Source organism: Peribacillus sp. S4 (assembly GCF_046715815.1).
Taxonomy (GTDB): Bacteria; Bacillota; Bacilli; order Bacillales; family DSM-1321; genus Peribacillus; species Peribacillus frigoritolerans.
Map to the genome: position 1 here is coordinate 668603 of NZ_CP175708.1, position 26120 is coordinate 694722.

At 40.9% G+C, this 26120-nt stretch carries 24 protein-coding genes and 1 riboswitch; of the genes, 19 read left to right on the top strand and 5 right to left on the bottom strand.

Going from position 1 to position 26120, the window contains the following annotated elements; all coding sequences use genetic code 11:
- Window positions 1–65: 65 nt before the first annotated feature.
- The gene (locus ACJ9PY_RS03205) at window positions 66–2573 is read right to left on the bottom strand and encodes an NEW3 domain-containing protein (protein ID WP_411739463.1); all 2508 of its coding nucleotides are present in this window, start codon (window positions 2571–2573) and stop codon (window positions 66–68) included.
- A gap of 254 nt (window positions 2574–2827) precedes the next feature.
- On the opposite strand from ACJ9PY_RS03205, the gene ACJ9PY_RS03210 reads away from it, so the two are divergent.
- The 6 genes from ACJ9PY_RS03210 (at window position 2828) to ACJ9PY_RS03235 (ending at window position 9976) form a co-directional block, all read left to right on the top strand.
- Complete coding sequence (locus ACJ9PY_RS03210) at window positions 2828–4054, top strand: ROK family transcriptional regulator (protein WP_411739464.1); 1227 nt, start codon at window positions 2828–2830, stop codon at window positions 4052–4054.
- Entirely contained in the window at window positions 4054–5133 is a 1080-nt protein-coding gene (locus ACJ9PY_RS03215) for an extracellular solute-binding protein (RefSeq protein WP_411739465.1), read from the top strand. Before ACJ9PY_RS03210 ends, ACJ9PY_RS03215 begins: the two co-directional genes overlap by 1 nt.
- A gap of 15 nt (window positions 5134–5148) precedes the next feature.
- Complete coding sequence (locus tag ACJ9PY_RS03220; RefSeq protein WP_264640226.1) at window positions 5149–6261, top strand: ABC transporter ATP-binding protein; 1113 nt, start codon at window positions 5149–5151, stop codon at window positions 6259–6261.
- Window positions 6258–7946, top strand: a complete 1689-nt coding sequence (locus ACJ9PY_RS03225; RefSeq protein ID WP_411739466.1) for an ABC transporter permease — start codon at window positions 6258–6260, stop codon at window positions 7944–7946. The genes ACJ9PY_RS03220 and ACJ9PY_RS03225 overlap by 4 nt, the downstream gene beginning before the upstream one ends.
- 15 nt (window positions 7947–7961) lie before the next feature.
- Window positions 7962–9446: an argininosuccinate lyase gene (argH, locus tag ACJ9PY_RS03230; protein ID WP_411739467.1), complete on the top strand. Its 1485-nt coding sequence runs from the start codon at window positions 7962–7964 to the stop codon at window positions 9444–9446.
- A 323-nt stretch (window positions 9447–9769) separates the two neighbouring features.
- Window positions 9770–9976, top strand: coding sequence for a hypothetical protein (locus ACJ9PY_RS03235; RefSeq protein ID WP_250161119.1), 207 nt, complete (start codon window positions 9770–9772; stop codon window positions 9974–9976).
- Window positions 9977–10111: 135 nt separating this feature from the next.
- On the opposite strand, the gene ACJ9PY_RS03240 is transcribed toward ACJ9PY_RS03235, so the two are convergent.
- The 3 genes from ACJ9PY_RS03240 to ACJ9PY_RS03250 form a co-directional block, all read right to left on the bottom strand.
- Window positions 10112–11590 carry a sodium:solute symporter family protein gene (locus tag ACJ9PY_RS03240; protein WP_411739468.1) on the bottom strand — a complete coding sequence of 493 codons (1479 nt, stop codon included), beginning with the start codon at window positions 11588–11590 and terminating at the stop codon, window positions 10112–10114.
- Complete coding sequence (locus ACJ9PY_RS03245; RefSeq protein ID WP_048685209.1) at window positions 11587–11787, bottom strand: DUF3311 domain-containing protein; 201 nt, start codon at window positions 11785–11787, stop codon at window positions 11587–11589. The genes ACJ9PY_RS03240 and ACJ9PY_RS03245 overlap by 4 nt, the downstream gene beginning before the upstream one ends.
- 277 nt (window positions 11788–12064) lie before the next feature.
- Window positions 12065–13405: an amino acid permease gene (locus ACJ9PY_RS03250; RefSeq protein ID WP_106028090.1), complete on the bottom strand. Its 1341-nt coding sequence runs from the start codon at window positions 13403–13405 to the stop codon at window positions 12065–12067.
- Window positions 13406–13592: 187 nt separating this feature from the next.
- Window positions 13593–13671, bottom strand: a riboswitch (glycine riboswitch).
- 508 nt (window positions 13672–14179) lie between these two features.
- Here ACJ9PY_RS03250 and ACJ9PY_RS03255 point away from each other — a divergent pair.
- The 3 genes from ACJ9PY_RS03255 to ACJ9PY_RS03265 all read left to right on the top strand — a co-directional run bounded on the left by ACJ9PY_RS03255 (window position 14180) and on the right by ACJ9PY_RS03265 (window position 17269).
- Window positions 14180–15568, top strand: coding sequence for an amino acid permease (locus tag ACJ9PY_RS03255; protein WP_063577410.1), 1389 nt, complete (start codon window positions 14180–14182; stop codon window positions 15566–15568).
- A gap of 63 nt (window positions 15569–15631) precedes the next feature.
- On the top strand, window positions 15632–15781 hold the full coding sequence (locus ACJ9PY_RS03260) for a hypothetical protein (RefSeq protein WP_411739469.1): 150 nt from the start codon (window positions 15632–15634) through the stop codon (window positions 15779–15781).
- A gap of 138 nt (window positions 15782–15919) precedes the next feature.
- Window positions 15920–17269, top strand: coding sequence for an FAD-binding oxidoreductase (locus tag ACJ9PY_RS03265; protein WP_411739470.1), 1350 nt, complete (start codon window positions 15920–15922; stop codon window positions 17267–17269).
- 110 nt (window positions 17270–17379) lie between these two features.
- On the opposite strand, the gene ACJ9PY_RS03270 is transcribed toward ACJ9PY_RS03265, so the two are convergent.
- Window positions 17380–17592 carry a hypothetical protein gene (locus ACJ9PY_RS03270; RefSeq protein WP_034305596.1) on the bottom strand — a complete coding sequence of 71 codons (213 nt, stop codon included), beginning with the start codon at window positions 17590–17592 and terminating at the stop codon, window positions 17380–17382.
- Window positions 17593–18076: 484 nt separating this feature from the next.
- Here ACJ9PY_RS03270 and ACJ9PY_RS03275 point away from each other — a divergent pair, with 484 nt between their 5' ends.
- The 10 genes from ACJ9PY_RS03275 to ACJ9PY_RS03320 all read left to right on the top strand — a co-directional run bounded on the left by ACJ9PY_RS03275 (window position 18077) and on the right by ACJ9PY_RS03320 (window position 26113).
- Complete coding sequence (locus tag ACJ9PY_RS03275; RefSeq protein WP_411739471.1) at window positions 18077–18988, top strand: LysR family transcriptional regulator; 912 nt, start codon at window positions 18077–18079, stop codon at window positions 18986–18988.
- A gap of 133 nt (window positions 18989–19121) precedes the next feature.
- Window positions 19122–20144 carry an LLM class flavin-dependent oxidoreductase gene (locus tag ACJ9PY_RS03280; RefSeq protein ID WP_411739472.1) on the top strand — a complete coding sequence of 341 codons (1023 nt, stop codon included), beginning with the start codon at window positions 19122–19124 and terminating at the stop codon, window positions 20142–20144.
- A gap of 68 nt (window positions 20145–20212) precedes the next feature.
- Window positions 20213–21547, top strand: coding sequence for an LLM class flavin-dependent oxidoreductase (locus ACJ9PY_RS03285; RefSeq protein ID WP_411739473.1), 1335 nt, complete (start codon window positions 20213–20215; stop codon window positions 21545–21547).
- Window positions 21548–21585: 38 nt separating this feature from the next.
- Window positions 21586–21846: a glutaredoxin family protein gene (locus ACJ9PY_RS03290; protein ID WP_057278659.1), complete on the top strand. Its 261-nt coding sequence runs from the start codon at window positions 21586–21588 to the stop codon at window positions 21844–21846.
- A gap of 123 nt (window positions 21847–21969) precedes the next feature.
- On the top strand, window positions 21970–22503 hold the full coding sequence (locus tag ACJ9PY_RS03295) for a GNAT family N-acetyltransferase (RefSeq protein ID WP_411739474.1): 534 nt from the start codon (window positions 21970–21972) through the stop codon (window positions 22501–22503).
- A 20-nt stretch (window positions 22504–22523) separates the two neighbouring features.
- The gene (locus ACJ9PY_RS03300) at window positions 22524–23342 is read left to right on the top strand and encodes an amino acid ABC transporter substrate-binding protein (RefSeq protein ID WP_411739475.1); all 819 of its coding nucleotides are present in this window, start codon (window positions 22524–22526) and stop codon (window positions 23340–23342) included.
- A 32-nt stretch (window positions 23343–23374) separates the two neighbouring features.
- Entirely contained in the window at window positions 23375–24082 is a 708-nt protein-coding gene (locus ACJ9PY_RS03305) for an amino acid ABC transporter permease (protein ID WP_057278662.1), read from the top strand.
- A 20-nt stretch (window positions 24083–24102) separates the two neighbouring features.
- The gene (locus ACJ9PY_RS03310) at window positions 24103–24813 is read left to right on the top strand and encodes an amino acid ABC transporter permease (RefSeq protein WP_411739476.1); all 711 of its coding nucleotides are present in this window, start codon (window positions 24103–24105) and stop codon (window positions 24811–24813) included.
- Window positions 24810–25580, top strand: coding sequence for an amino acid ABC transporter ATP-binding protein (locus ACJ9PY_RS03315; protein WP_034305572.1), 771 nt, complete (start codon window positions 24810–24812; stop codon window positions 25578–25580). The genes ACJ9PY_RS03310 and ACJ9PY_RS03315 overlap by 4 nt, the downstream gene beginning before the upstream one ends.
- Before the next feature lie 23 nt (window positions 25581–25603).
- Window positions 25604–26113, top strand: a complete 510-nt coding sequence (locus tag ACJ9PY_RS03320) for a GNAT family N-acetyltransferase (RefSeq protein WP_057278665.1) — start codon at window positions 25604–25606, stop codon at window positions 26111–26113.
- The last annotated feature ends 7 nt before the right edge of the window (window positions 26114–26120 follow it).

A 26120-nucleotide genomic window follows, 5' to 3' on the forward strand; every position in this document is an offset into this window, starting at 1 on the left:
TCAATCGGGCAAACGTCACAGAAAAGAAACCTATGCATTTAACACATGCATAGGTTTCTTTTTATTTATTTGGCACCGTAACTAATCAAGTTCGTCATGATTCGATATCCGCCTGGAACCTGGCCTTGAATTTGCCTGTATAGGACAAGGTTGGTATAGAGGTAGGTGCCATTACCGTATTTAGCCATAAGGATACCGCCATCAAATGGTTCTTCATTCGGATCAGCCATGGAAATGAATGTTTCATACCGTTCATCCCATTCCATTGGGAAATACAATCCTCTTTCTTGGACCCAATTGCTCCAGTCATCACTTGTTATTTTATTTGGATAGGTAAAAAGCGCCGATTCTGGTTTCGACACGTTTACTGTGGCTCTTTCATCAGTTACCCGCCAGCGAATCGAAGGATTCCCGAGGGTAAGAGGATATGGAGCCGTCTTCAATGCATCCCATCCATCACCCGGTTTATGGTATTGCACGACGAGATGTCCGCCGTTTTCCACATACTCAAGTAAGCGCGCGTTATATGCCTTTAAATCTTCCCTCGATAGATAGGCACGGATGCCTGTAACGATCGTGTCATATTGACTTAAATCACCTTCAGCTAAATCAGCTGCAGTTAACTTCGTAATGTTCAGCCCTGCATTGCTTAAATAATCTGCCACTTTATCGAATCCGCTTTCAATGTACCCCACTTTTAATGAAGCTGGCTTCAAAAGCTCAAATGCAACGGTATTGATAGCTGCTGGGTATTGGTAATAGAATGTTCCGATATGGTCATAGGAAATCTCCTGAATGGTCGAATCAAAGGTTTTCCCATTGACAGTGGCAGCAGCCTTCACCTGATATTCGCCTTTTTGGATGGCCTTCGGCGGTCTGAGGGTGAACTTCACTTGTTTTTCTTCTGATTTTTCGTTAAATGATACAGTGGCATTTTGGGGATGAACTCCCCAATTTTCAGGGACTTTTAAAGCGACCTTTGCTGATGCTTTTCCTTCTGTATAGTTTTTCAAGGTCACCGCCACTGGGATTTCCTCTTTTACATCTGCTGTATTTACGACGATATCTTCAGGAGATAAGGTAAGGGCAACGTCGGGAAGGACGGCGATCGTTCCATCCAATTCTTCCTTAATGGAAGTTTTTGTGCTCCCGTATTTATAAGAAATGCTGGTCGTAATGGTTGATTCATCATAGGCGTGGTAATAAGCTGCATCTTCAGGGACTTCAACCAGGTAGGTCATTGTCGCTGATTTATTAGGTGCTAGATTGACATCTTTTGATTTTATTTTTGTCTTCCATCCTTTAGGCACGTTCAATGCAGCAGCGACTTTTTTCAATGTTTGTTTCCCGTTATTCTTCAAGGTTATGGTTACGTACGTATTTTGACCTTTAGTAAGAATCTTTGAAGCTGCTTCAGCTTGAACCTCGAGCCCTGAGGAGACATAACTGACGTTTTGCAATTGCTCTTCTTTTAATGAGAGCTTATGAAGCAAGTCGTTTTGGATGGCAGGGCTTAGCTTTGACTTTTTGACTTGCGCAGTCATTGAACGAACATTGGAAAGAGCTTTTTGGGATGTTGAAAAAACACGTTTAGCATGGGGATAAGACTCAATAACAGCGTCCAGATTCCGTTGCAGGTACCTAAATTCACCTTTTAATTTTGAAGCTGAGCGAGGGAGTTTTTCAGCCCATTCAGTAAAATTGTAAGGTACACCTGCAAAAAGGTCCGATTCGCTTTTTGTATCAACCGCGCTTTGCTTCAAATCCAAATGGATCTGGCGCGGTGCTGCAGGGATATCAGAACCCATGCCTTGGCTTTTGTGCAGATAGCGGGATTGTTCTCCAAGCTGTGGGTAAGTCATTTTGTATATTGGGTCATATTTACCTATTTCTATCGAAGTGGTTGCTTGATCTGCCGAGGAAAAGGGCAAATATAACTTTTTCACTTGCCATACCGATAGACCTTGTTTCAATTGTTGTGGAAACACAGTTGGGTCGGCGGCATCCGTAAAGGCACGTTCACTTAGGATTGTCATTGTTCGATGATGTCCATGCTGGGTATCATCATTTTGAAAGGATGGCATCAATATATCTGGCTGATACGTCCGAATAAAGCGGATAAGCCGTTCATATGTGAGTTCCTCGCCCCATTTTTGTAATGTTTCCTCTGGTGTTTTAGAGAAGCCGAAATCATAAATGGGATCAGAGGTGGTTTCGCTTAGATGATAGGCTTTAACCCCGGTGATTTTTGCAGCTTCTATCATTTCCCTCGAACGGATGATTCCAAGAGCGTTGTCCAGTTCATCCCCAATTTCATTTTGTCCTCCCTCACCACGGTTTGCAATCAGGCTGGATGTTTTCACCCCTAACCCTCTCGATAGATAAGCGAGAAAGTCACTGCGTTCATCATCGGGATGGGCACCGCTGTTCAAGAATGTCACAGTCGTTTCGAGCGGCTTGACCGCATTCCATAATTCGACGTTGGTATCATCAGGATTTGCAGCGCTGCCTCCAAGCGGCAATGATGCAAGAACCAACAAAAGGGAAAACAACGATAACAAAGCTTTTTTCATTCTTCTTTTAACCCCCTTCAACTTTTATAAAACACCTAAAAAAAATGTAGGTTAGTAATGTTTTCTAACTAACCAGATAAAAATCCTATCTAATAAATAGCACTAATGGTTATAAATGTAAATAATTCGAAGTAACTATTAAAAATTGAACATTTTAAATGTTCCGAAAAAAACTTGTGTGTTGAAATTATTTAAGTTATATTTTTACTTAATTAGGAAGATTTACTAACTAAATAATGTAAGGCCGTGATGTGATGAGTTTTAAAAGGACACCCAGTCATCAAAAATATGTAAATAAAAAAAGGATCATTCAATGCATCCAAGAATGTTCACCCATTTCAAGAGCTGAAATCGCCGTTAAGCTTCAGCTAAGTAAACCAACTGTTTCTCAGGCTGTGGATGAACTTATACAGGAGAAATGGGTATACGAGAAAGGAATAGGAGTATCCTCATCTCAAGGCGGGAGGAGGCCCATCCAGCTCTTTTTTAATGAAAAGGCTGCCTATATCATCGGTGTCGATATAGGCGGGACGAAAGTGAAAATCGTTTTAAGCGATTTAAGCGGCAACATCCTTGCTGACACTAGTTTTTCAACAAACACTTATTTAAATTCAGGGCTGCTTAAACAAATGGCGATTGAAACGGAGCGGTTAATTGCAAAGAATCAGATTGCGAAGGAAAGGATATTGGGGATGGGAGTCGGGATCCCTGGCATTACGCAAACGGCAAGCGGATTAGTAATAGAGGCACCGAGTTTAGGCTGGGTACAATATCCATTTATAGCAGAAGCGAAGCGTTATTTTGATTTCCCCATCTTTCTGGACAATGATGTAAACGCGGCTGCACTAGGTGAACAGTGGCTGGGTAATGCACAAAATAAGCGGAATTTACTGTTCATTGCGGTTGGCACGGGAATCGGAAGCGGCATCATCTTGAATAACCAGTTATACAGAGGAGCTTCCAGTGCCGCTGGGGAAATGGGATATATGGTGACGGACAAAGAGGATATAAAACGTGAATTCAAGCCGATTTTCCATAGATACGGCTATTTGGAAAGTGTCGCAGGAGGCAAGTCGATTGGCGGTCACTTCACCAGGGAGGTCCTCAAGGATCCTCACCATTTTTTATTCGAACGGGCCAAATCTTCCGAACTATCGGGGGAGGATGCTTTTTTGGCAGCAAAAAAAGGAGATACTGCAGCTATGGCCATCATAAATGAAGCCATCGAACATTTAGCCTGCGGAATTGTCAATGCGGCTAGTTTGCTAAATCCGGAAGTGATCATTTTAGGAGGTGGTGTATTAAATTCTGCTGAATACATTTTACCTAGAATTCGGAAAGTCGTTGATCGATATCTTCCAAGTTTAGTAGAAATGAAAACTTCACAACTGGGAGAAGACGCAGGGGTGCTTGGAGCGGTTTCCCTATTTTTAAGGGAACATGATGGCATTTTGAATTTTCGTGATGAGGGGGAATATTAATGAAAAATAGGAAAAAGTCGCTTGTTTCAGTACTGACCTTATCGGCAGCACTATTAATTTCGGGATGTAACGGTACAGATACGAAAACGAATTCGGATGCTGGCGAAAAGGGTGAGCTCGAAGATAAAATCGTTGTTTATTCACCGCATGGCAAAGATATTTTATCAAAATTCGAAAAGCAGTTCGAAGATAAGTATGGTATTGATGTTGAGTGGCTTGATATGGGGTCTCAGGAAATCCTTGACCGTGTTCGTTCAGAGAAAAGTAATCCGCAGGCGGACGTTTGGTGGGGTGCACCTTCCACGAACTTCAATCAAGCAAAGGATGATGGGCTGCTGGCCGCTTATAAGCCTAGCTATTCCGATAGTCTCGATGAAGGATTCCGCGATTCGGAATGGTATTGGACAGGAACAAGCCAGACACCGGAAGTCATCATGTATAACAGCAAAGAATTATCAAAAGACGAGGTACCGAAAGATTGGGATGAGCTGCTTGATCCGAAATGGAAAGACGAAATCATCATCCGCTATCCGTTAGCCTCCGGAACGATGAGGACAATTTTTTCTGCGATGATCTATCGTACGTATAAGGATACAAATGATCCAAAAGAAGGGTATGACTGGTTAAAGAAGCTCGACCAAAACACGAAGGAATATTCAGCGAATCCGGAAATGATGTATAACAAGGTAGCCAAAGGAGAGGGCTCACTTTCCGTTTGGGCAATGCCGGATGTCGTCATGCTGAAAGAAAATAAAAATTATCCATTTGAGTTCGTCATTCCAGAAAGCGGAACGCCAGTATTGACAGAAGGTATCGCCATCGTTGAAGGTGCCAAGCATCCAAAAGCGGCTGAAGCCTTTTATGAGTTCGTGAATTCACAAGAAGCCGCAAAAACATTAGCAGAAGAATTTTACAGGATTCCGACCAGAAGTGATGTTAAGGGTTTACCTGAATGGATCAGGGAAACGGAAATTAAAGCGATGGATATTGATTGGAATGCATTTCAGGAAAAAGGTGACGAGTGGATGAAATACTGGGACGAAAATATTAAAAGTGGAGATAAAGAAATTAAAGAATAAGGAAGTGTCGTTGGGATGGCGTCAATAAAAATAGAGAATGTCCAAAAAGCCTTCGGGAAAACGATAGCTGTTGACCAGTTAAATCTGGACATCAAAGAAGGTGAGTTTTTTACCTTTCTTGGTCCAAGCGGCTGCGGTAAAACGACAACACTTCGGATGATTGCCGGTTTTTATTATCCAACTAAAGGTGTCGTCCGATTTGGCGACAAAGATATGACGCGTGTACCTCCGGAGAAAAGAAATACAGGCATGGTTTTTCAAAACTATGCCCTCTTTCCCCATATGACTGTTTTTGAAAATGTAGCGTTTGGCTTGCGTGTGAGAAAGGTTTCTTCTGCTGAATTAAAGAAGAGAGTGCTGGATGCCCTCCAAAAGGTCAGGCTGGAGAGCTACTCGGATCGTCAAGTGAGCCAGTTAAGCGGAGGGCAGCAGCAGCGGGTGGCCCTTGCGAGAGCACTGGTCATTGAACCGGAAATATTACTGCTGGATGAACCATTAAGTAATCTGGATGCCAAGCTTCGTGATGAAATGAGAGTGGAAATCTTAAGGCTGCAGCGTGATTATAAGATTACCACCATTTATGTCACTCATGATCAGGCTGAGGCATTATCCATGAGTGATCGAATCGCTGTGTTCAATTATGGTGTATGTCACCAGGTCGGGACGCCAACAGAAATTTATAATCGGCCGGCCAATGATTTTGTGGCGAGTTTTATAGGCGAGATTAATCTTTTGCCCGTTCAAGTTGAAAAAGTTCAACAAGATAATATAGAGATTGTCCTTAAGAATAGTGAAAAACCGATTAAATTGAAGGTGGAAAATCAAGCTAGGGACGGAATTTCAATCATACAGAGTGATGCTGACCTTGCTGTTTCGATTCGTCCTGAAGCAATCAGGATTCTGGATGTGACCGAAGAAGGAACGAATATCTTTAAAGGTAAAATAAATTCCGTCCAATTCTTTGGATCTGTTGTGAATGTCATGGTGGATGTTCAAGACGTGTTACTAAGGGTCGACGTATTTAACACCCATGATTTTGGATACTTTTATCAAGGAAAGGAAGTGTATGTCCAGCTTCCCGAGAAACAGCTGCGTCTTATCCCTGTCATAAGCGGTGATGCGCCATGATTAAAAATCGTGATACGAGATTGACGGTTTGGCTCCTTATACCAGTTGTATTGGTGCTCATAGCATATGTACTCTACCCGTCATTGAGGACCTTTATTGAAAGTCTGCAAAAAGACGGAACGATATCCCTTGGAAATTATCAGGACTTTTTCGTACAGGAATCGAAAACGAACTTAGAGGCTCTTTGGAATTCTGTTTATATATCCTTTTTGAGTGTATTGGTCAGTGCCTTGATTGGCATTCCGCTCGCATTCATTTTTAACCGTTACGATTTTCCCGGCAGAAGCTTCTTTTCATCAGCAGCGATTTTGCCGATTGTCCTTCCATCATTGGTAGGGGTAATGGCCTTTATGTTTTTATATGGAGAATCGGGATTGATTCCAAATGCCATCAAGGACCTGTTCGGTCTCGATAAGGTTCCATTCAAGATTGGCGGGGTACCGGGAATTCTTATCGTGCATGCCTATACGATGTATGTTTATTTTTATATGACCGTATCCGCTGCAATCAATAAAATAGATCCATCACTTGAAGAAGCCGCTTATAACTTAGGAGCAAATAAATTAAAGGTTTTTTGGAAGGTGACATTTCCATTATTGACACCTGCAATCGTTGCCGCCTCTTTACTTGTTTTCATGATATCGATGGCTTCTTTCAGTGCCCCGTTTTTATTAGCTGGCGGATACAGGGTGTTGAGCCTGCAAATTTATTTTTCAAAAATCAATGGTGATATGGAAATTGCCGCTACCCAATCGGTCATTCTATCCATCGTTTCGATTTCATTTCTATTATTCATGCGTTGGTATCAGAAAAGGAAGGATTATCGAATGGCCTCGAAAGGGATTGGGGCACACAGGAGTGAAGTGAAGAACCCGGTTATGAAATGGGTGATGGTCGTAACAGGAGTCATCGGCGTAATTATTCTGCTTTTACCGCACTTTACGATTCTCTTGCTTTCACTTGTGCCGGATGGAACCTGGACATTTCAAACGTATCCCACAGTATTTAATGTTGAAAATTACAGGCTTTTGTTTGAAGACCCTAATATCTTCAAGCCGTTAAGAAATAGTTTATTGATGGCGTTTATTGCAACGTTGGCAAATCTGGTGTTTGGCGTCATTGCTTCCTATGTACTTGTCAAACGGAAATTCGTCGGGAAAAGCTTTGTCGATATTCTAGTCATGATTCCTTGGGCGTTGCCTGCAACGGTCATAGGGATGAACTTGATATTCGCATTCAATGAACCTAGCGTTTTTTCCTTTGGTCAAATCTTGGTAGGCACATTTTGGATTTTGCCGCTTGCCTATTTCATCAGGCATATTCCACTCGTTGTCCGGTCGACTAATGCCGTTCTGGAGCAGCTGGATGATTCGATTGAGGAAGCAGCCAGAAACTTGGGGGCTAAGTGGTTTTATACCTTCAGAAGGGTAATATTTCCGATTATTATGCCTGGTGTTTTATCAGGGACATTATTGGCATTTATCGAATCTGTGGGGGAATTCCCGACCTCGGTCCTGTTGTACACGATTTCAAACAGGCCCATATCCATTGAAATCATGAATCAGCTTCGGATGTTCAATATGGGGCAGGCCGCTGCCTATGGGATGATTCAAATCACGCTGATTGTAATCGTTCTCTTTATTTCGAACAAGTTTTTTGGAATCAAAGCGGAAAAAGCTTTATAAATCGGAGGTTCAAAGATGAGCAGGCTTGAACAATTTATCAATAATGAAGGTAGTGTCTTTCCAGGAAAAACCTATGCTAGAGAGCTTCTGATGCCTGTTTTTAATGATCAAAGAGATTACTTATTTGATGCAATGTTCGATATTCATCGGGCACATGTCATCATGCTTTCGGAACAAAAGATCATTAAAGATGAAGAGGCGAAAACCATGCTTGATGGGATTCGGAAAGTGGCCCAAACAGATCTCGCTCAGTTGACCTATCAGCCCCAATTCGAAGACTTATTCTTCATGATGGAGGCAAAGATCGGTGAGGAAATCGGCCATGAACTTGCAGGGAAGATTCATATCGGCCGCAGTCGTAATGATATGGGGGTTGCGATGTACCGGCTTGTTTTGAGAGGTCATCTGCTCCAATTGGTTGGCTATGCAAACCAATTGAGTGAAGCATTCTTGGTGCAGGCTGAAAAACATACAGAAACCTATATTACAGGTTACACACATACCCAACCGGCTCAGCCGACTACAATAGGACATTACTTTTTAGCCATTTATGATGTGCTTCAAAGGGATATTGGCCGGTTATGGGCAGCTTATGAAACGGTTAACCAATCCCCTTTGGGTGCAGCCGCGTTAACGACCACCGGTTTTCCGATCAGTCGGAACCGTACGGCTGAACTGCTTGGGTTTGATTCGGTGATTGAAAATTCCTATGACTCGATTGGCGGGGCAGATTATTTATTGGAAACCGCAACTGCCATCATGACGTGCATGGTCAATACCGGAAGGTGGATCCAAGATTTCCTGCAGCATGTGACAAGGGAGTTTGGTACATTTCACGTGGCGGACCCTTATGTTCAAGTGAGCAGCATCATGCCGCAAAAAAGGAATCCTGTCTCCATTGAACATTCCCGTTCGATTGCAAGCAGTGCGTATGGTGATGCCCTTGCTGCAATTAATATGATTCACAATACACCATTTGGTGATATCGTCGATACGGAAGATGATTTACAGCCACATTTATATCGGGCTTTTTCGAATGCAGGCCGTGTCATGAAACTAATGTATGCCGTCATGTCGACTTTGAAAGTAAATGAAGAACATACAAAGAAAATGGCCGCAAAATTCAGTATAACGATTACTGAATTAGCGGATACCCTTTCAAGAGATTACGACATATCCTTTAGAAAAGCCCATTCCATAGCCAGTCATATTGCAAAAAAGTCGATTAGTGAAGGGAAAGAGCTATATGATTGGGACACACAAGAAATCAACAAGATCATCAATGAATTCGTATCAGTGAACATAGCAGAAGATGAATGGAAAAAAATAATCTCTCCCGAATATTTTGTGGAGATTAGAAGCATTCAAGGCGGGCCCTCCCCGAAAGAGGTTGCGAGAATGATTTTAAATAGAAAACAAAAACTGGAACAAGAGTTGCAGGAATATAAGAAAGTGGTCAAAGAATTGAATGATGGCAGGAAGGCTTTAGTGGATTACTGAAATGAGCTTTAACGGGCATGAAAGTCACGAGTATTTGCTTCATGGACACGAGTAAAAGCATGAAATTCCCGAGTATTTGCTCCTAACTCACGAATAAAAGCCCGAACCTTCTGAAGAGAGTATTTTTTGTTGGCTCGGAAGCAATACGATGCATTTTACTAAGAAAGCTTCATATTTTATGATACATAGTCATTCTTTATCAGGGTGGCTATTTATTTTGGATTTTTAATGCAACTGAGTCATCCCCAGTGACCATGAATGTAGATTATCCCTAAAAATAATGCTATTATTTGGAAAAAAATATAATGTGAGGCGGAATGTTAATGTCAAATAGATCTCAGTTCGGTGTTATCCTGATTTTAATAGCTTTCGTAATATCGATTACTTTTTGTTTGAATCCGGAAGTCTTATTAAGAGGTGGATATGATTTAGCTATGGATGGCCTGGTAGTATCCAGAACCTTGATGATTATTTTTTCGTTGTATTTATTAGTTAAAATAGGGGATTTGTTTATAAACAGAAAAGATTAATAGTCTAAAATGAGGTTTCCCATAAACAATAATGAGATAAAGGACACTATGTTTGGAAGCCGAGAATAAGGAAGGCTCAGTCTTTTGACTGAGCCTCCAATGTTTATTGATCCATAACCAGTTTCAAAATTTGCTTCATATATCGTTAACGGATTTAGGTTCCAACTGAACCGCGTGCTTTCTGAAAGTAATACTCACCGTGATCATCACAATGAAATTGACTGCCAATGCAATGATTCCCACATTCAAATCTTTTGCTGCTTGCGGCAAGGATGGAAACAAGGTCCCTATTGTCGATTGACTGAGTGTAATGCAGATTACGATGGCCAATCCGGTAATGATGCCGGCGATTGCGCCAAATTTATTGATCGGATTATTCCTTTTCAGACTAAAGAGAAGGGATGGGAAGAGCTGTGTGATGAGACTGTATCCCATAAGAATTAATGCCGACATCGTTTCGCCGCCGTTTAAGGTGAAGTAGACGGCTATAAGGGCAATGATAGGCACAAGGAACTTTGCCAATCGTACAATATGGCGATCGGATACGTCAGGTGCAAATTCCTTATAAACGTTTTTCGCGAGCAGTGTAGCGACGCTCATCAAAAGCATGGATCCCGGCACCAATGCGGTCAACAATCCAGCGCCGCCGATTATGCCTATAAACCATGGATCAAAGGTCTCGATCGAAAGGCGCAGCAATGAGAGGTCCGCATCTGCACCAACGAGTCCGGGCACTTTCAATATAGCTGTAAACCCAACGAAAAAGACGAATAACAGCATGAGTGTATATAAAGGACTGATGATGGCGTTCTTTCGAAATACCTTGCCGCTGCGTGCTGAATAAACAGCGCTGAAAACTTGCGGCCACATATAGAAACCGAATACGAGCAATATTACCGTGGAGATGAACCATGATACGCTAAGCCCCTGATCAGGGAACTTTAGAAAACCAGGCTTGGCGGCATCAACCGCTTCAAACATCGGCTGAAATCCGCCAAAGTAATGTATCGGCAGATAAATCCCCAAAAATCCTATTATGGCGACCATCATGATATCTTTAATGACCGCGGTCCAAACTGAACCGTGTATACCGGAGATCATCACATAAATGGTAAGGCTGATCGCCCCCATCCAAACTGCCTCAGACATTGAGATGGCACCATAAGATGCTTCTGAGACAATGATCCCCAATCCTTTCAGCTGCACGACGATCACTGGGATCATCGACACCACACCGACAAGTGCAGCCAAAATTCCTAAACTGGGACTCATATATTTGCTTACAAAGAAATCGGATTGAGACATCAGTTTATTTTCTTTGGCATATCTCCATATTTCCGGCAGGAGCCAATAGGATAATACGTAAGACAAAGTAATGTAAATTAGAACATATAGAGCGGGTGCGCCCTTGCCATAAGCCCAGCCGCTGCCGCCAAGGAAGGAGAAGGTCGTATAGATTTCCCCAGCCATCAGCAGAAAGACGAATATCGCACCAAAACCGCGTCCGCCCACCGTCCATTGTTCCAAGTCCATATCTTTTCCTTTTGAAGAGCGTATTCCTAAAAATATCGATAGAAGTAAAAATGCTAAAATGATTAAGAGAGCAATATTCATTCCTGGTCACCTTCCCGATTCCTGGGATCCAGCTTATACATGATGCCGAGTATGGCAGAGGTAAGGACCACCCACATAGCCATCCAGAACATATTGAAAGGCATCCCTAATACATATGGTTCTATTTTATTAACAAAAGGTAGAAATCCCAGTATGCCTATAAAAGGAACTAGTGTAAGAATATATATAATCTTCATTAAACAACCCCCTTCGTTTTAAATAAAGTGAAACGCCCACCAATGGGGGTTCATTCTTCAATGCCACTGATGGATGGGTGAACCAAACCGGATGGAAAATTCATACATGACGGAAAAGGTCCGATAATATATATTAGCTTACACTATTTTGATATAAAATTTAATGCAGTTGCCTGATATATTTTAGCAAAAGTGTGCAGAAAGCCGAATGCCTAATATGTTCATATGCAGATAAAGCCTTGAATTCATATTGAGTTCAAGGCTTTATTTCCTTTAGCTATCTTTTTTTTCGATAATTATATAGTATCACCAAGAGGATGAACCAGATTGGGGTCAAGAGCAGTGATAGCCGTGTAGCTTCAGCGAATAGCATAACAATAAGGATGAACAGGAATAAGCCTAAAATGACGTAATTGACAAAAGGTGTAAAAGGAGCCTTGAAAGTCGATTCGGCTCTTAGGTCAGGCCTTGTTTTCGAATATTTGATATGGGAGATCAAGATAATGCTCCATACCCATATGAAACAGATGGCACTGATGGTAGTCACGACAGTAAATGCCTGTTCCGGTATCAGCTTGCTTAATAATGCCCCTATTGATACAACGATTGTGGATGTGAATAAGGCATTGCTCGGAACAGCCTGTTTATTTAATTTTTCCAGCTTAGCTGGGGCTTCACCATTCCTGCTTAACGTATAAAGTATTCGGCTCGTTGAAAATAAACCGCTGTTGCATGCAGAAGCAGCGGATGTCAAAACGACGAAGTTGATGATCCCTGCAGCGACTGGAATGCCGATTAACGCAAAGACCTCTACAAATGGACTGCTTGTGGCATCCAGTTGTGTCCATGGGTTGACGCAGAGAATGACGAATAGTGCACCAACGTAGAAAAGCAAAATCCGGACAGGGATTTTATTGATGGCAGATGGAATGTTCTTTCGCGGGTTCGCCGTTTCTGCTGCAGAAACCCCGACCAATTCGACACCGACAAATGAGAAGACGACCAACTGTAAAGATAACAGGAATCCGGAAATGCCATTGGGGAACATGCCGCCATGATTCCAAAGGTTCGTTAGGGAAACCGTTCCGGTATTGGTATTGAAGCCGAGGATCAGAAGGAAAATTCCTACGATGATCAAGGCGATGATCGTGATTACTTTAATGATGGCAAACCAGAATTCCAATTCGCCAAAGATCTTAACGGTCAATAGGTTCAATCCTAACAGAATGACCAGACAAAGCAGAGCCGGAATCCATTGAGGGACATCAAACCAATATTGCATATAAACACCGACAGCTATGATATCGGCCATTGCGGTCATGATCCAACAAAACCAATATGTCCAACCGGTCACGAAGCCGGCCCATGGACCGACATATTCAGTTGCGAATTCAGTGAATGATGTGTACCCTGCATTGGATAAAAGCAGTTCCCCCAGGGCCCTCATCACAAAAAACAAGGCAATCCCTATTATCATATAAGAGAATAATATGGAAGGACCTGCTAATTGTATGGCTTTTCCGGAACCTAAAAATAAACCGGTGCCAATGGTTCCTCCTATTGCAATCAGTTGTACATGTCGATTTTTTAAATCTCTTTTTAATTCTTGTTTAGCCAATTCGTACGCCCCCGTTTTTATAGTCTGGTAGTGAATGTTTACCTGCATGGTCTTGGAGAGAGGGACGTGATTGTCGTCCAGCTTGCCTTTCCCATTTATTGTTATAGTCCAATCACAATATGGACAATAAAAAAAGAGATTGGATAATACCAATCTCTTAAAGGGCTCAGAATAACAATATATCATTCGTTACTCTTCTGTCCTTTTGCCTGAGATTGTGAATCCTTCGGCGCTGCATCTTGTACAGTCTCTCCAGAAGCTGCTCCTGCTATAGTGTCATCCATAGCATTCATCGCTTGCTTGTATGCGGTTGTGAAGAAATGTCAGTCAGTGATGATTTTCCACTGCTTGATCATTTCATTATGCTTATAAAATAATATTGGAATTCTATCATCTATTTTTCGGTAGGTCAACAATTTTTTTTGAAATGAAACAGGCATTTTCTGTAGTTTAATAGTGGTCTGTATTTAACTTAAGGTCTAAGCAGAAGTGATTGTTTTCTACTCATTATGAACGATCACTATAATAAAATACTGAACATCATTTTTTTAAAATGATATTTTTAGATTAGAAAAATCAACAAGATATTATTGGCAACTGTTTATTTCAAAAATACAATTGTATTTTTACAGAATATTTACTATTATAAGATAAGAAAACATAAATGAAGTGTTATTGGTATTTTTTCGATAGAGCATTTCTAACTGCAATAATTAATAAGTTCGTGGTAAGGATAGAAAAGCATTACCGATATTGCATCTGGAGGAGTTAATCATGTCGAACAAGGAATTAAAGAGAGGGCTGGAAGCACGTCACATTCAAATGATAGCTTTGGGCGGAACCATCGGAGTCGGGTTATTCATGGGATCTGCGAGCACGATCAAATGGACCGGGCCCTCTGTAATGCTTGCTTATGCCATTGCAGGTATTTTTATATTTTTCATCATGCGTTCCATGGGTGAGATGCTTTATTTAGAACCGACTACAGGTTCTTTTGCAACCTTTGCGAGCAGCTATATACATCCTTTGGCAGGTTATATGACTGCTTGGAGCAATTGGTTTCAATGGGTAATCGTCGGAATGTCCGAAATCATTGCGGTTGGCTTGTATATGCAATATTGGTTCCCGGAGTTACCGGCCTGGATACCAGGTGTGGTCGCCATGATCATCTTGGGAGCGGCCAACCTCATTTCCGTTAAATCCTTCGGGGAATTTGAATTCTGGTTTGCACTTATAAAAATCATAACGATTATATTGATGATCGTTGCCGGCCTAGGCCTTATCTTCTTTGGAATAGGGAATGGCGGGGATGCGATTGGATTATCGAATCTTTGGGAAAATGGCGGCTTCTTTACGGGAGGCTGGACAGGATTCTTCTTTGCGCTTTCACTTGTCGTGGCTTCCTATCAAGGCGTTGAGCTTATCGGCATCACAGCAGGGGAAGCGAAAGACCCAACGAAGACCGTAACAAAAGCGATTCAATCAATTATATGGCGCATTTTAATTTTCTACATTGGTGCCATTTTCGTCATCGTGACAGTATTCCCTTGGGATCAACTGGATGACTTAGGCAGTCCGTTTGTTTCTACCTTTGCCAAAATAGGTATCACTGCAGCGGCAGGCATCATTAATTTTGTGGTCATCACTGCGGCGATGTCTGGATGCAACAGTGGGATCTTCAGTGCAGGTCGTATGCTTTACACACTGGCATTGAATGGCCAAGCTCCGAAAGTCTTTGCTAAAGTATCTAAAAATGGAGTTCCGGCATATTGCACGATCGCTGTACTATTAGGGTTGGGCATCGGGGTTATCCTGAATTACCTTGCACCGCCGCAAGTATTCCTTTATGTGTACAGTGCGAGTGTTTTGCCTGGGATGATTCCATGGTTTGTCTTACTTATCAGTGAGCTTAAGTTCAGAAAGGTAAATGCCGCTGAAATGGAGAAACATCCGTTCAAAATGCCGTTGGCCCCTTACAGTAACTATGCGACAATAGCCTTTTTACTGATGGTGCTGGTAGGTATGTGGATCAATCCTAGTACAAGGATTTCCTTGGTTGTCGGGATCGTTTTCCTAGCCTTGGTAATAGCAAGTTATTACATGCTGAAAATGGATAAACGAACACCATTGGATGTTAAATCCGATGATGAGATTTCAGGATAAGAAATTCTAGTAAAAAGCCCTTCTCTAATTCGAGAAGGGCCTTTTTTTCCTTGTAGATCAATTGTGGAATTTACGAGTAAAACGGCGAAACTCACGAGTGTAGTCGTGGAATTCACGAGTGAAATAGCGAAATTCACGAGTAAAGTCGTCGAATTCACGAGTAAAATAGCGAAATTCACGAGTAAAGTCGTCGAATTCACGAGAAGTCGTTGAATTCACGAGTAAAACAGCGAAACTCACGAGTATAGCTAAATTGACCCCATTACCATGGAGGGACAGCAAGGGGAATGTATCTTCATGCCAGTTTTTTTCATAGGATGTTACATATTTACCCGAGGAAGGGGTTATCTTTTGGAAAGAACAAAGCTTACCGGGCGTATCGTTTCACCTAATGATGCTGAGTATGAGCGTGCCAGGATAAATAATAACTTAAGTTTTTCTAAATTCCCAAAGGTCATTGTGTTTTGTCAAAATTCCGATGATGTGTTGAATTCATTGAAGTGGGCCCGGGAAAATCATGCACCTTTCCGGGTTAGGAGCGGCAGGCATAGTTATGAAAATTTTTCATTAGTGAATGGCGGTCTAGTCATTGATATTAGTGAAATGTACAATATCAAGGTCAATCGTGAAAAAATGATCGCAAAAATTGAAGCCGGAGCTGATTTAGGGCGAGTATATAATACGTTATGGAACTATGGCACGACGATTCCGGCAGGGACCGAAAGCAGTGTTGGTGTTGTAGGTCTTACGCTCGGCGGTGGAATAGGTATGTTAACGAGGCGCTTTGGACTTACTTGTGACAATCTACTTGAAATAGAAATGGTAAGGGCTTGTGGAAAGAGGGGAGCCAAACTCATTAAAGCGAATAGGAAAATCAATAGTGATTTATTTTGGGCATGCTGCGGGGGAGGAGGGGGAAACTTTGGCATAGTCACTTCTCTTACTTTCAGGGTAACCCCCGTATCAAGGGTTTCCGTTTTCTCCGTCACATGGGGGTGGGAAGATTTCGAAGCGGTGTTTGAAGCCTGGCAGGATTGGGCCACTCAAGCTGATGAAGGCTTAACTTCAGAAATAGAATTCAAGGCAAAGGAAGCAAACGAAATTTTTGCTAAAGGTGAATTTGTTGGAACGTCACATAGATTGAAGCAGCTATTAAAGCCTTTGACAAAAACCGGTTCACCAATAAATGTCATGATAAAGGAAGTCCCATATATTGAAGCCGTAAGATTCTTTGATTATCCAGCTGGAAATCAACCGGCGCATCGAAAGAGGTCAGGATCTTTCATTGAAAAAGCTTTTCCACAGCAAGCAATCGCAACTATGAAACATTTTTTAGGAAATGCTCCAAATGAAAATGCAGCCATTTGGCACCAATCCCTAGGAGGAGTGGCGGGCCTTAAAGATCCAAAGGAGACAGCTTTTTATTATCGAGATGCCATCATCGCCCAGGAGTATCAGGCTACATGGACCAATCCAGAAGAAGAGCGGCTAAACATTCGTTGGATCAAGGACCTGAAGCATGCCTTGTCACCATTTACTACCGGTGACTATGTGAATTGGCCGGATACTCTAATCAAAGATTGGCCAACTGCGTATTATGGAGAAAATTTCAAACGGCTTAGGGAAGTGAAAACGAGGTATGATCCCTACAATGCGTTTAAGTTCCCACAAAGCATACCGCCATTAAATAAGTGGGGTTGAAAAAGCTTAGCTTCACCATAAACATTCGTTATATAAAGGCCTATTCCTGAATTTGGATATAGGCCTCTTTCTTCTTGTTTTGAATCAATTATTCGAGATAATCCCCAGAATCATTCCGCTTGCTGAGCTTGTACTGTACTATAAACCTGATTTACGGAAGATTGGGCTTGGGCAATTTCTTGAGCAGCTTGTTTAATGGCTTCTTGTGCCAAAGTTGGATCCGAGGAAGATTTTTCAATTGCTTGTGAAAGTAAGGTTTGCGTAAGGGTAACGTTAGCTTTTGCTTGATTTAATTGATTGATATCAATTTGTTGTTGAGGCATGTAGTTTCTCTCCTTATGTCATTATTGAAATTACTCCATTAGGATGACCTTTCTTTTCTATTTTATAAGGAGAAAAAAATATAACGTAGACAGATGGACAGCTTGGAAAAGTTCTGAAACGACCAAAAAAGTCCATTTGGAAAAACAATTTAACAATCCAAATTTGTAAAAAAGATGCAAGCTCAGGATTGAAAAGCGGGCAGTAAGAGAATGGGATTATTCGTTTTATTTACTTAGAATCCTGAAATTTTCATCTGCATAAATAGATTGCGTCCCTTGAATAAAATTGTAAGATAATGCAAAAAAAATGTGATTTATTCTTTGTTAAGTTAATTAAATTATACTTTACTTATTGGTTTTATCAGATTAAAATCGGAGAAAGAATTATTATAAGAGGATGAGCTGATTGGACAACCGAAAGCTCCTGAACGCGATAAGCGAACAGGAGCTTTTTGCGTTCATTTTGGAAAAAGGAGCTGGCTAGATGAATATTGATCATATTGAAGCGTTTATGTATGTTGTTCACCTTAATAGTTTTCATAAAGCCGCAGAGGCGATGTTTTTATCACAGCCAACGGTTTCGGCAAGAATTAAGACGCTTGAGAGTGAGCTCGATTCAGTACTATTTGAGAGGCAAGGAAGAGGGATTATTTTAACCGAAAAAGGGAAAGCCTTCATTCCATTTGCGGATCAAATTATTCGTACCTTTCAACAGGGGAAAAAGCAGTTGAAGACAGGAAGCGAACTGGAGGAAATAACGATAGGGGCTAATATCATTACATCGCAATACTTTATTCCATTTGCTCTTCCTCTATGGAAAAAGGAAAACCCAAATTTACGCTTTAAATTCATTTCAGCAACAAATGATGCATTAATGGAAAAATTGCTTCAGAAGCAGGTTGATATAGCCTTTATGAAGGATGTTACACATAGTGGTCTGCAAAATTACAAAACCCTTGATAATTCAATTCGTTTAGTCGTGTATCCAGGACATCCATTTCAACTTCGAACTGGGCTAACAGTACAGGAATTAGCAATGGAGCCGTTGGTATTTTTTGAGTGTGGTGCGCTTGACTGGAACCACGTTCATAAAATTTTTGAAGTATCAAATGTAGAGCCGCGCATTGATTTTCAGGTTGATCACCTGGAAGTGGCGAAGTCGCTAATTCTTAGCAGAAGCTGTATCGGATTTTTACCGTACTTATGTATTAAAAAAGAGTTAGAACAGGGAACTTTGATTGAAGTGGATGTGTCACATTTAATCAAGATAAAGCAGCACATCTATCTGACGCATTTAAATCACGGGATGGAATCCCCTTTATTATGGAAAGACATTCTTTTATCAATTCAGAAATTTGAGAAAACCCATCAGCAATTACAGATACAATCTAATTGATAGATATTTTCTATCAATACAATATTTTTTTCTATTAGTAAAACCATTGCCATTAACATGTTTTAGGTGATAGGATATGTCAAAATATAATTATTCGCATAAGTGAACTTTGAATTAAATCGGAGGAGAGAATATGAGTTATAAGCTTGGCATTTTAGACCAGAGCCCGATATTTCCAGGAGCTTCAGCATTTGATGCACTGCAGCAAACCATTAACCTGGCTAGACATGCAGAAGAGTGGGGTTATACCCGTTTCTGGGTATCCGAACATCATCATGCCGAACAGCTGGCGGGGTCCTCCCCGGAAGTATTGATTTCTTATTTATTAGCCCAGACAAAATCGATTCGGGTAGGGTCCGGAGGTGTTATGCTTCAGCATTATAGTCCATATAAAGTGGCGGAAAACTTTCACGTATTATCGAATCTTTCGCCCGGCAGGGTAGACCTTGGCATCGGAAAGGCACCAGGTGGGCTCCCCTTATCAACGAAGGCGCTACAGTTTGGAACTGTGAATGATGGAAAAGATTTCGAAGAGCGGTTATCTTTCCTGCAAGAAATAATCGAGAACTCAGTTAATGAAACTCACCCGCTTGCAGGCATTCAAGCGACACCGCTACCTTCCGAAAAGCCTAAGATGTTTCTGCTTGGTGCAAGTGCTGACAGTGCCAGGTTAGCAGCCGAACTTAGGATAGCTTATGTATTTGCTCGATTTATCAACAGTAATGAGACTGTACTTGAAGATGCTGCACGCATTTACCAAAGTATCTATCCAACTGGTAGCTTTAAGGTATCGGTTTCAGTGATTGCTGCTCCTTCACAACAAGAAGCGGAACAGTTAACAGGTGATCAGAAGATTGTGAAAGTTCATCTCAAAAGCGGTCGCTCTGTCACAGTTCAAACCTTAGCGCAAGCAGAGTTATTCGGGAAGCAGTCTGGGGAGCTTTACGAAATAGAAGAACAGGATTCCAATATTATTGCTGGAACTCCTTCTTATGTAAAAGAAGTCTTAGCAAATTTACATGAAAAGTACGGGGTAGGTGAGTTTATCCTACATTCACCGATTTTAAAGGAAGCAGAAAGGTTCAGATCTTTTCGATTGTTGAGTCCACTTCAATTAGCCTTATCTGAAGAGAAACACGTTACGAGCCAAAATTAAAAAGGCCTCAGCAATCAGGGGAGATGTGGGATGAAGCTATAAGCCGATTAATTAAAGGAGGAGTATCGATGTCTGAACAGAGAAAGTTAAAATTTGGAGCGCTTATTCATGGAGTAGGAGGGAGTATATCCGGTTGGAGACATCCAGACATTCAAGCAGATGCCAGTGTAAGTCTTGAATTTTATAAGGAGCAGGCCCAGAAGGCTGAAGAGGGAAAGTTCGATTTACTTTTCATTGCTGACGGATTGTTTATCAATGAGAAGTCAATTCCACATTTTTTAAATCGATTTGAACCACTTACCATTTTATCCGCACTCGCTGCTTTTACATCAAGAATAGGGCTTGTCGGAACAGTTTCCACCTCATACAGTGAGCCATTTACTGTAGCCCGGCAATTTGCTTCACTTGATCACATTAGTCAAGGTCGTGGCGGATGGAACCTTGTTACTACCCCTCTTGAGAGTACGGCCTTGAACTATAACAAAACGATTGAAGAACACCCTGATCATGCCAAACGCTATCGGATTGCATCAGAATATATACAAGTCACCAAGGGACTTTGGGATTCATGGGAGGATGACGCGTTTACTCGGGATAAAGAGTCCGGTGAGTTTTTTGATCCTTCTAAAATGCATCAATTAAAGCATAAAGGAGAATTTTTTTCCGTGCAAGGACCACTCAACATTGCCAGATCAAAACAGGGGAGACCAGTCGTTTTTCAAGCAGGTTCATCAGAAGCTGGAAAAAACCTTGCGGCTAAAGAAGCGGATGCAATCTTTACAGGTCAACCAACTTTGGGAGATGCCAAGATTTTTTATCAAGATGTGAAAAACAGGGCTATTGCATTCGGGAGAAATCCTGATGAAATTGTTATTCTGCCAGGTATTGCGCCAATCATTGGTGCAACTGAGGAAGAAGCGGAGCACAAATATCAAGAACTCGCTAACCTGGTTTCTATAGATAAGGCGCTTGACTATTTAGGACGATACTTCGATCATCATGATTTTTCCCAATATGAACTGGATGCACCTTTCCCAGATCTCGGAGACATCGGAAAAAACAGTTTCAGAAGTACAACTGATCGAATTAAACAGGAAGCCAAGGAGAAACAGTTAACGCTCCGTCAAGTAGCAGTTAAAGAGACTACACCCCGGACTTCTTTTATTGGAACTCCAGAGAAAGTGGCGGATTTGATTCAGCAATGGTTTGAAGAAAAGGGGGCGGACGGATTTATCTTTGCTTCAAGTGTTCCCAATGCTTTAAGTGACTTTGTATCTTATGTGATCCCTATCCTTCAAAAAAGGGGAATATATCGTACTGAATATGAAGCAGAAACATTAAGAGGCAACTTGGGGCTTCCATTCCCGGAAAATCGTTATGCGAAAGAAAGCATTAATCAATGATTGAAGAATCATTTGAAAAATTGAAGGAGGAATAAGAAATGGGAGAAGCGTTATCTGTCGTCGTTTGGTCAAAACAAGGATGTCACTATTGCGAGGAGGTTAAACAATACTTAAAAGAAAAGAAGATCGCTTATCAAACGGTGGATGTTACCAATCATGATGATCGGCGAGATATTTTAGAAATCAAATATGGAGTTCGGTATGTGCCCATTATTGAAATTGGGCGAGGTAGTATATATGAGAGCGTTACGGAAATTGGAATTCCTCATCTTGAAAAAGTACTTAAACGAGTACAATAACAAAAAATATCACGCGCTTAAATCTGAGTCTATAAGTATGACTGATTGAATTAAGGAAAGATTGCAAAAATAAATCCGACTATTCTTGTGTAAATAATATGTTATAAAAAAGGGGAGTTAATCATGACACAGTTAATCCGTCTTGCCACTGTAAACGATGCTCCAGAAGTGCTAAACGTCACACTTCGGGCTTATGAACCAATCAGGGAATTGAATATTAACTTTCTGGCTGCGACAGCTGATTTGCAGCTAGTGACGAATAATATTAGGCGGAATCTCACTTATGTTTTAGAGGAGGAGGGCCAAATTGTTTCCACCGTGACAGTTCGTCATCCATGGAATGATCCTGATCATTTCAGTCCGTACCCATTCATTTGGTGGTTTGCAGTCGACCCCCTTTATAAACAAAAAGGTTTTGGCTCGACTTTGTTAACCTACGTGGAAGAAAACATACTTCGGAAACAGGTGAAAGCGCCGGCCGTATATTTGGCGACAGCGGAACGTCATCCTTGGCTTGTTTCCATTTATGAAAGAAGAGGCTATGAGATTTTTGCAGAACGAGATCACGATGGAGAAAAAATTGTGTATCTTCGTAAAATTCTAGATGAAACGCTGTATCGCATTATTGAAAGTAAAGAACCAATTGTTAGTAATTAAAAATGTTCGGGGGAATTGAGATGAAGAAAACGTTATTAATTGTCATGGCACTGCTACTAACTTTTTTAGGAGCTTGCTCTTCAGAAGAAACAACCAGTACAGCAAAATCTGGGGATTCAAAAGATAAAGAAGTTCAGAAAATCATTGTTGGAACAGGGACGCAGTTCCCTAACATTTGCTTTTTGGATAGTAATGGTAAGCTGACAGGGTATGATGTCGAGTTGGTTCGTCATATCGATGAAAAGCTGCCTGAATATGAATTTGAATTTAAAACGATGGAATTTTCTAATCTATTATTAAGTTTAGAAACGAACAAAATAGATTTTGTTGCTCATCAAATGGAAGTGAATGATGAACGGGAAGAAAAATTTCTATTTAATAAAGAACCATACAATGTCTTTCCGCTTCAAGTTACAGTTCATCAGGACAACAATGATATCCATTCCATTAAAGATTTAAAAGGAAAAAAAGCGATAGTGAGTGCAACGAGCAATTCTGCTGTTTTTCTTGAAAAGTATAATAAAGAAAATAATGCCGGTATTGAAATTGTCTATTCTGGCCAAGGCGCAGATGATACGAAGAATCAAATCAAAACTGGTCGGGCGGATGCTACCATTACTACACCATTTGCAGTCGACTTCTTAAATAAACAAGCAGATGCACAGCAAAAGGTTGTGGGTGAGCCGCTTCTTAATTCAAAAGTATACTTTTTGCTAAGAAAAGACGAAACGCCTTTACAGAAGAGAATTGATGAAGCACTTGTGGAACTGAAAGAAGAAGGGGTAGTTAGCGAACTAAGTAAAAAGTGGCTGGGCGCAGACTATTCAGTGGGATTTTAATTAGATAGTAGTAAGCGCGGAGGTGCTAAAGCATGGGGAAAGCATTTGATCCTTCATTAATCGTCGATTTCATTCCGACATTAATATATTATCTTGGAGTAACATTGCAAATTCTGGCAGCATCCGTTTTATTAGGAATGGTCATCGGGATAGCGGCAGCCATCCTGAGAGTATTTCGTATCCCTGTCTTGAATCAATTTGTCATATTATATATTTCATTCATTCGGGGAACGCCTATTTTAATACAATTATTTCTAGTTTTTTATGGACTGCCTGCAATCCTGTTATTCATTAATATTGATATTTCAAGAATGGATGCTCTGTATTTTGTCATTATTACGTATGCATTAAGTAATGGGGCACATTTTGCAGAAATATTCCGGGGAGCGATTAAGGCTGTCGATTATGGGCAAACGGAAGCAGCCTATTCTGTTGGAATGAATAATAGTCAAAGCTTTTTTAGAATTGTGCTTCCTCAGGCCATACGGATTGCTTTTCCGAATATCGCAAACTCTATTATCGGATCCTTAAAGGATACCTCACTTGCCTTTACCATTGGCGTAATGGATATGATGGGGAGGGGAGAGACATTGATTGCCGCAACTGCACATGCTCTCGAAGTCTATCTCTCATTGGCCGTTATCTATTATGCAGTCGTGCTATTGTTCGAGAAGATATTCAGACTTTATGAAAACCGCATTAATCGGCATCAATCTGTAGATGTGTCTGTTACTGGATAACAAAGGGAGGAGGGAAGGACTTGACGATTGATATATTATTCATTTGGACTGCTTTTAAGGAGATTATTAGAGCACTTCCAATCACACTTATCTTAACGATCTTTCCTCTTCTTGCAGGTTTTATTATCGGCCTCGCTGTTGCCTTGATTAGGATTTATAAAGTGAAATTTCTAAGTGGAATTGCAAATGGCTATGTTTCCTTCTTTAGAGGAACACCGATTATCATGCACATAATGCTCATCTATTTCGGTTTTCCATTATTAATCGATCAAATTTCTAAAAAGTTTGATTTGGGTATACAATCTAATTCCATTCCGATCATTTTATTTGTCTTAACCGCCTTATCGTTGAGTGCGGGTGCTTATTTATCAGAAATATTCAGATCGGGAATTATCAGTGTCTCCAATGGCCAAATGGAGGCAGCCTATTCAGTGGGGATGAATTCGTTTCAAGCCATGACGCGAATTGTTTTGCCACAGGCCATTGCTCAGTCCATCCCGAATTTCACGAATATTTTCATTGGATTTCTGCATACGTCATCCATTGCTTTCATTGTATCCCAAAAAGAAATGACAGGAGCAGCCAATATTGTTGCATCCACCAATTTGAAATTTTTGGAGTCTTTTATCGCTGCTGGTTTAATTTATTGGGGTCTCACAATCATTGCAGAGGGGCTTTCGTTTTTAATTGAGAAAAAGGCCACTGCCTATAATCGAGGAGGAGTACAATGATTTATTTAAAAGATATAAAAAAATCATTTAACCAGCAGCCTGTTTTAAAAGGGATTAATTTGAAAATAGGCAAGGGAGAAGTAGTTACCATTCTAGGACCAAGTGGATCTGGGAAAACGACCTTGCTTAGGTGCTTGAATTTTCTGGAGAAACCAGAAGAGGGTATCGTTCAAGTGGGAGATATACAGGTGAAGTCCAAGAAGGCGACGAAAAGGGAAATCTTGTCCCTTAGGAGACAATCGGCAATGGTTTTTCAGCATTATAACTTATTTGCTCATAAAACTGTTTTGGAAAATGTAATGGAAGGGTTAATTGTTACAAAAAAATATAAGAAAGCTGAGGCGAAACGGGAAAGTGAGCTGTTATTGGAAAAAGTAGGTTTGGGAGATAAGCATGACCATTTCCCTTCGCAATTGTCAGGAGGTCAACAGCAACGTGTTGGAATTGCCAGGGCACTTGCTTTAAATCCGGAGGTCATTCTATTTGACGAGCCAACGTCGGCACTCGACCCTGAGTTGGTTGGGGAGGTGCTTTCTGTCATAAAAGCAATTGCACAGGAAGGCATCACGATGGTGATTGTAACCCATGAAATGAGTTTTGCTAAAGAGATATCGGATCGTGTTCTTTTCATGGATGGCGGGGTGATTGTAGAAGAAGGTTCACCATTGGAAATTTTCAATGCTCCAAAGGAAGATCGAACACGACAATTTTTAAATCGGATATCAAGAGATTTTTCCGTATCGTTTTTAGAAGAAAGGGCCAATTAAAGGAAGGGGCCAAGGGAGGACGTATGATTAATACAATCGTAGTCGATGAATTGATTGAAGCAGATAAAGAGACGGTGCGCCGCTTATTGGTAGAAAGTTATCAACAATATGAACATGAATATTCGAACCCGGAAGCTTGGGAAGGATATTTAAAAAATATTGAATCCTCGTTGGATAATCCACATGTTGATAAGGTGTTGGTTGCAAAGTGCAATCAGGATATCCTTGGCACATTACAGCTTTTTCAATCATCTGAAAAAGCATATGAAAAGCCGGAACTTGGGATTTTTTCACCAATCATTCGGTTGTTGGCCGTTCATCCCGAATCAAGGGGACGCGGTATCGCTCAGGAATTATTAAAGGCTAGTGTAAATTATGCAAAATCGCAAGGTGCGTCCAGTTTGTATCTACATTCTACTGATAAGATGCATAAGGCCATTAAACTATATGAATGGTTTGGCTTTAAAAGGGATCGAACGAAAGAATTTCAAAATCAGGATATTTTAGTAAAATGCTATCGCTTGGATTTATAGAAGGAGG

Excerpts from the sequence above, each read along its gene's own strand:
- ACJ9PY_RS03205 (WP_411739463.1), bottom strand. The coding sequence starts at position 2,573 with ATGAAAAAAGCTTTGTTATCGTTGTTTTCCCTTTTGTTGGTTCTTGCA.
- ACJ9PY_RS03210 (WP_411739464.1), top strand. The coding sequence starts at position 2,828 with ATGAGTTTTAAAAGGACACCCAGTCATCAAAAATATGTAAATAAAAAA.
- ACJ9PY_RS03215 (WP_411739465.1), top strand. The coding sequence starts at position 4,054 with ATGAAAAATAGGAAAAAGTCGCTTGTTTCAGTACTGACCTTATCGGCA.
- ACJ9PY_RS03220 (WP_264640226.1), top strand. The coding sequence starts at position 5,149 with ATGGCGTCAATAAAAATAGAGAATGTCCAAAAAGCCTTCGGGAAAACG.
- ACJ9PY_RS03225 (WP_411739466.1), top strand. The coding sequence starts at position 6,258 with ATGATTAAAAATCGTGATACGAGATTGACGGTTTGGCTCCTTATACCA.
- argH (WP_411739467.1), top strand. The coding sequence starts at position 7,962 with ATGAGCAGGCTTGAACAATTTATCAATAATGAAGGTAGTGTCTTTCCA.
- ACJ9PY_RS03235 (WP_250161119.1), top strand. The coding sequence starts at position 9,770 with ATGTCAAATAGATCTCAGTTCGGTGTTATCCTGATTTTAATAGCTTTC.
- ACJ9PY_RS03240 (WP_411739468.1), bottom strand. The coding sequence starts at position 11,590 with ATGAATATTGCTCTCTTAATCATTTTAGCATTTTTACTTCTATCGATA.
- ACJ9PY_RS03245 (WP_048685209.1), bottom strand. The coding sequence starts at position 11,787 with ATGAAGATTATATATATTCTTACACTAGTTCCTTTTATAGGCATACTG.
- ACJ9PY_RS03255 (WP_063577410.1), top strand. The coding sequence starts at position 14,180 with ATGTCGAACAAGGAATTAAAGAGAGGGCTGGAAGCACGTCACATTCAA.
- ACJ9PY_RS03270 (WP_034305596.1), bottom strand. The coding sequence starts at position 17,592 with ATGCCTCAACAACAAATTGATATCAATCAATTAAATCAAGCAAAAGCT.
- ACJ9PY_RS03275 (WP_411739471.1), top strand. The coding sequence starts at position 18,077 with ATGAATATTGATCATATTGAAGCGTTTATGTATGTTGTTCACCTTAAT.
- ACJ9PY_RS03280 (WP_411739472.1), top strand. The coding sequence starts at position 19,122 with ATGAGTTATAAGCTTGGCATTTTAGACCAGAGCCCGATATTTCCAGGA.
- ACJ9PY_RS03285 (WP_411739473.1), top strand. The coding sequence starts at position 20,213 with ATGTCTGAACAGAGAAAGTTAAAATTTGGAGCGCTTATTCATGGAGTA.
- ACJ9PY_RS03290 (WP_057278659.1), top strand. The coding sequence starts at position 21,586 with ATGGGAGAAGCGTTATCTGTCGTCGTTTGGTCAAAACAAGGATGTCAC.
- ACJ9PY_RS03295 (WP_411739474.1), top strand. The coding sequence starts at position 21,970 with ATGACACAGTTAATCCGTCTTGCCACTGTAAACGATGCTCCAGAAGTG.
- ACJ9PY_RS03300 (WP_411739475.1), top strand. The coding sequence starts at position 22,524 with ATGAAGAAAACGTTATTAATTGTCATGGCACTGCTACTAACTTTTTTA.
- ACJ9PY_RS03305 (WP_057278662.1), top strand. The coding sequence starts at position 23,375 with ATGGGGAAAGCATTTGATCCTTCATTAATCGTCGATTTCATTCCGACA.
- ACJ9PY_RS03315 (WP_034305572.1), top strand. The coding sequence starts at position 24,810 with ATGATTTATTTAAAAGATATAAAAAAATCATTTAACCAGCAGCCTGTT.
- ACJ9PY_RS03320 (WP_057278665.1), top strand. The coding sequence starts at position 25,604 with ATGATTAATACAATCGTAGTCGATGAATTGATTGAAGCAGATAAAGAG.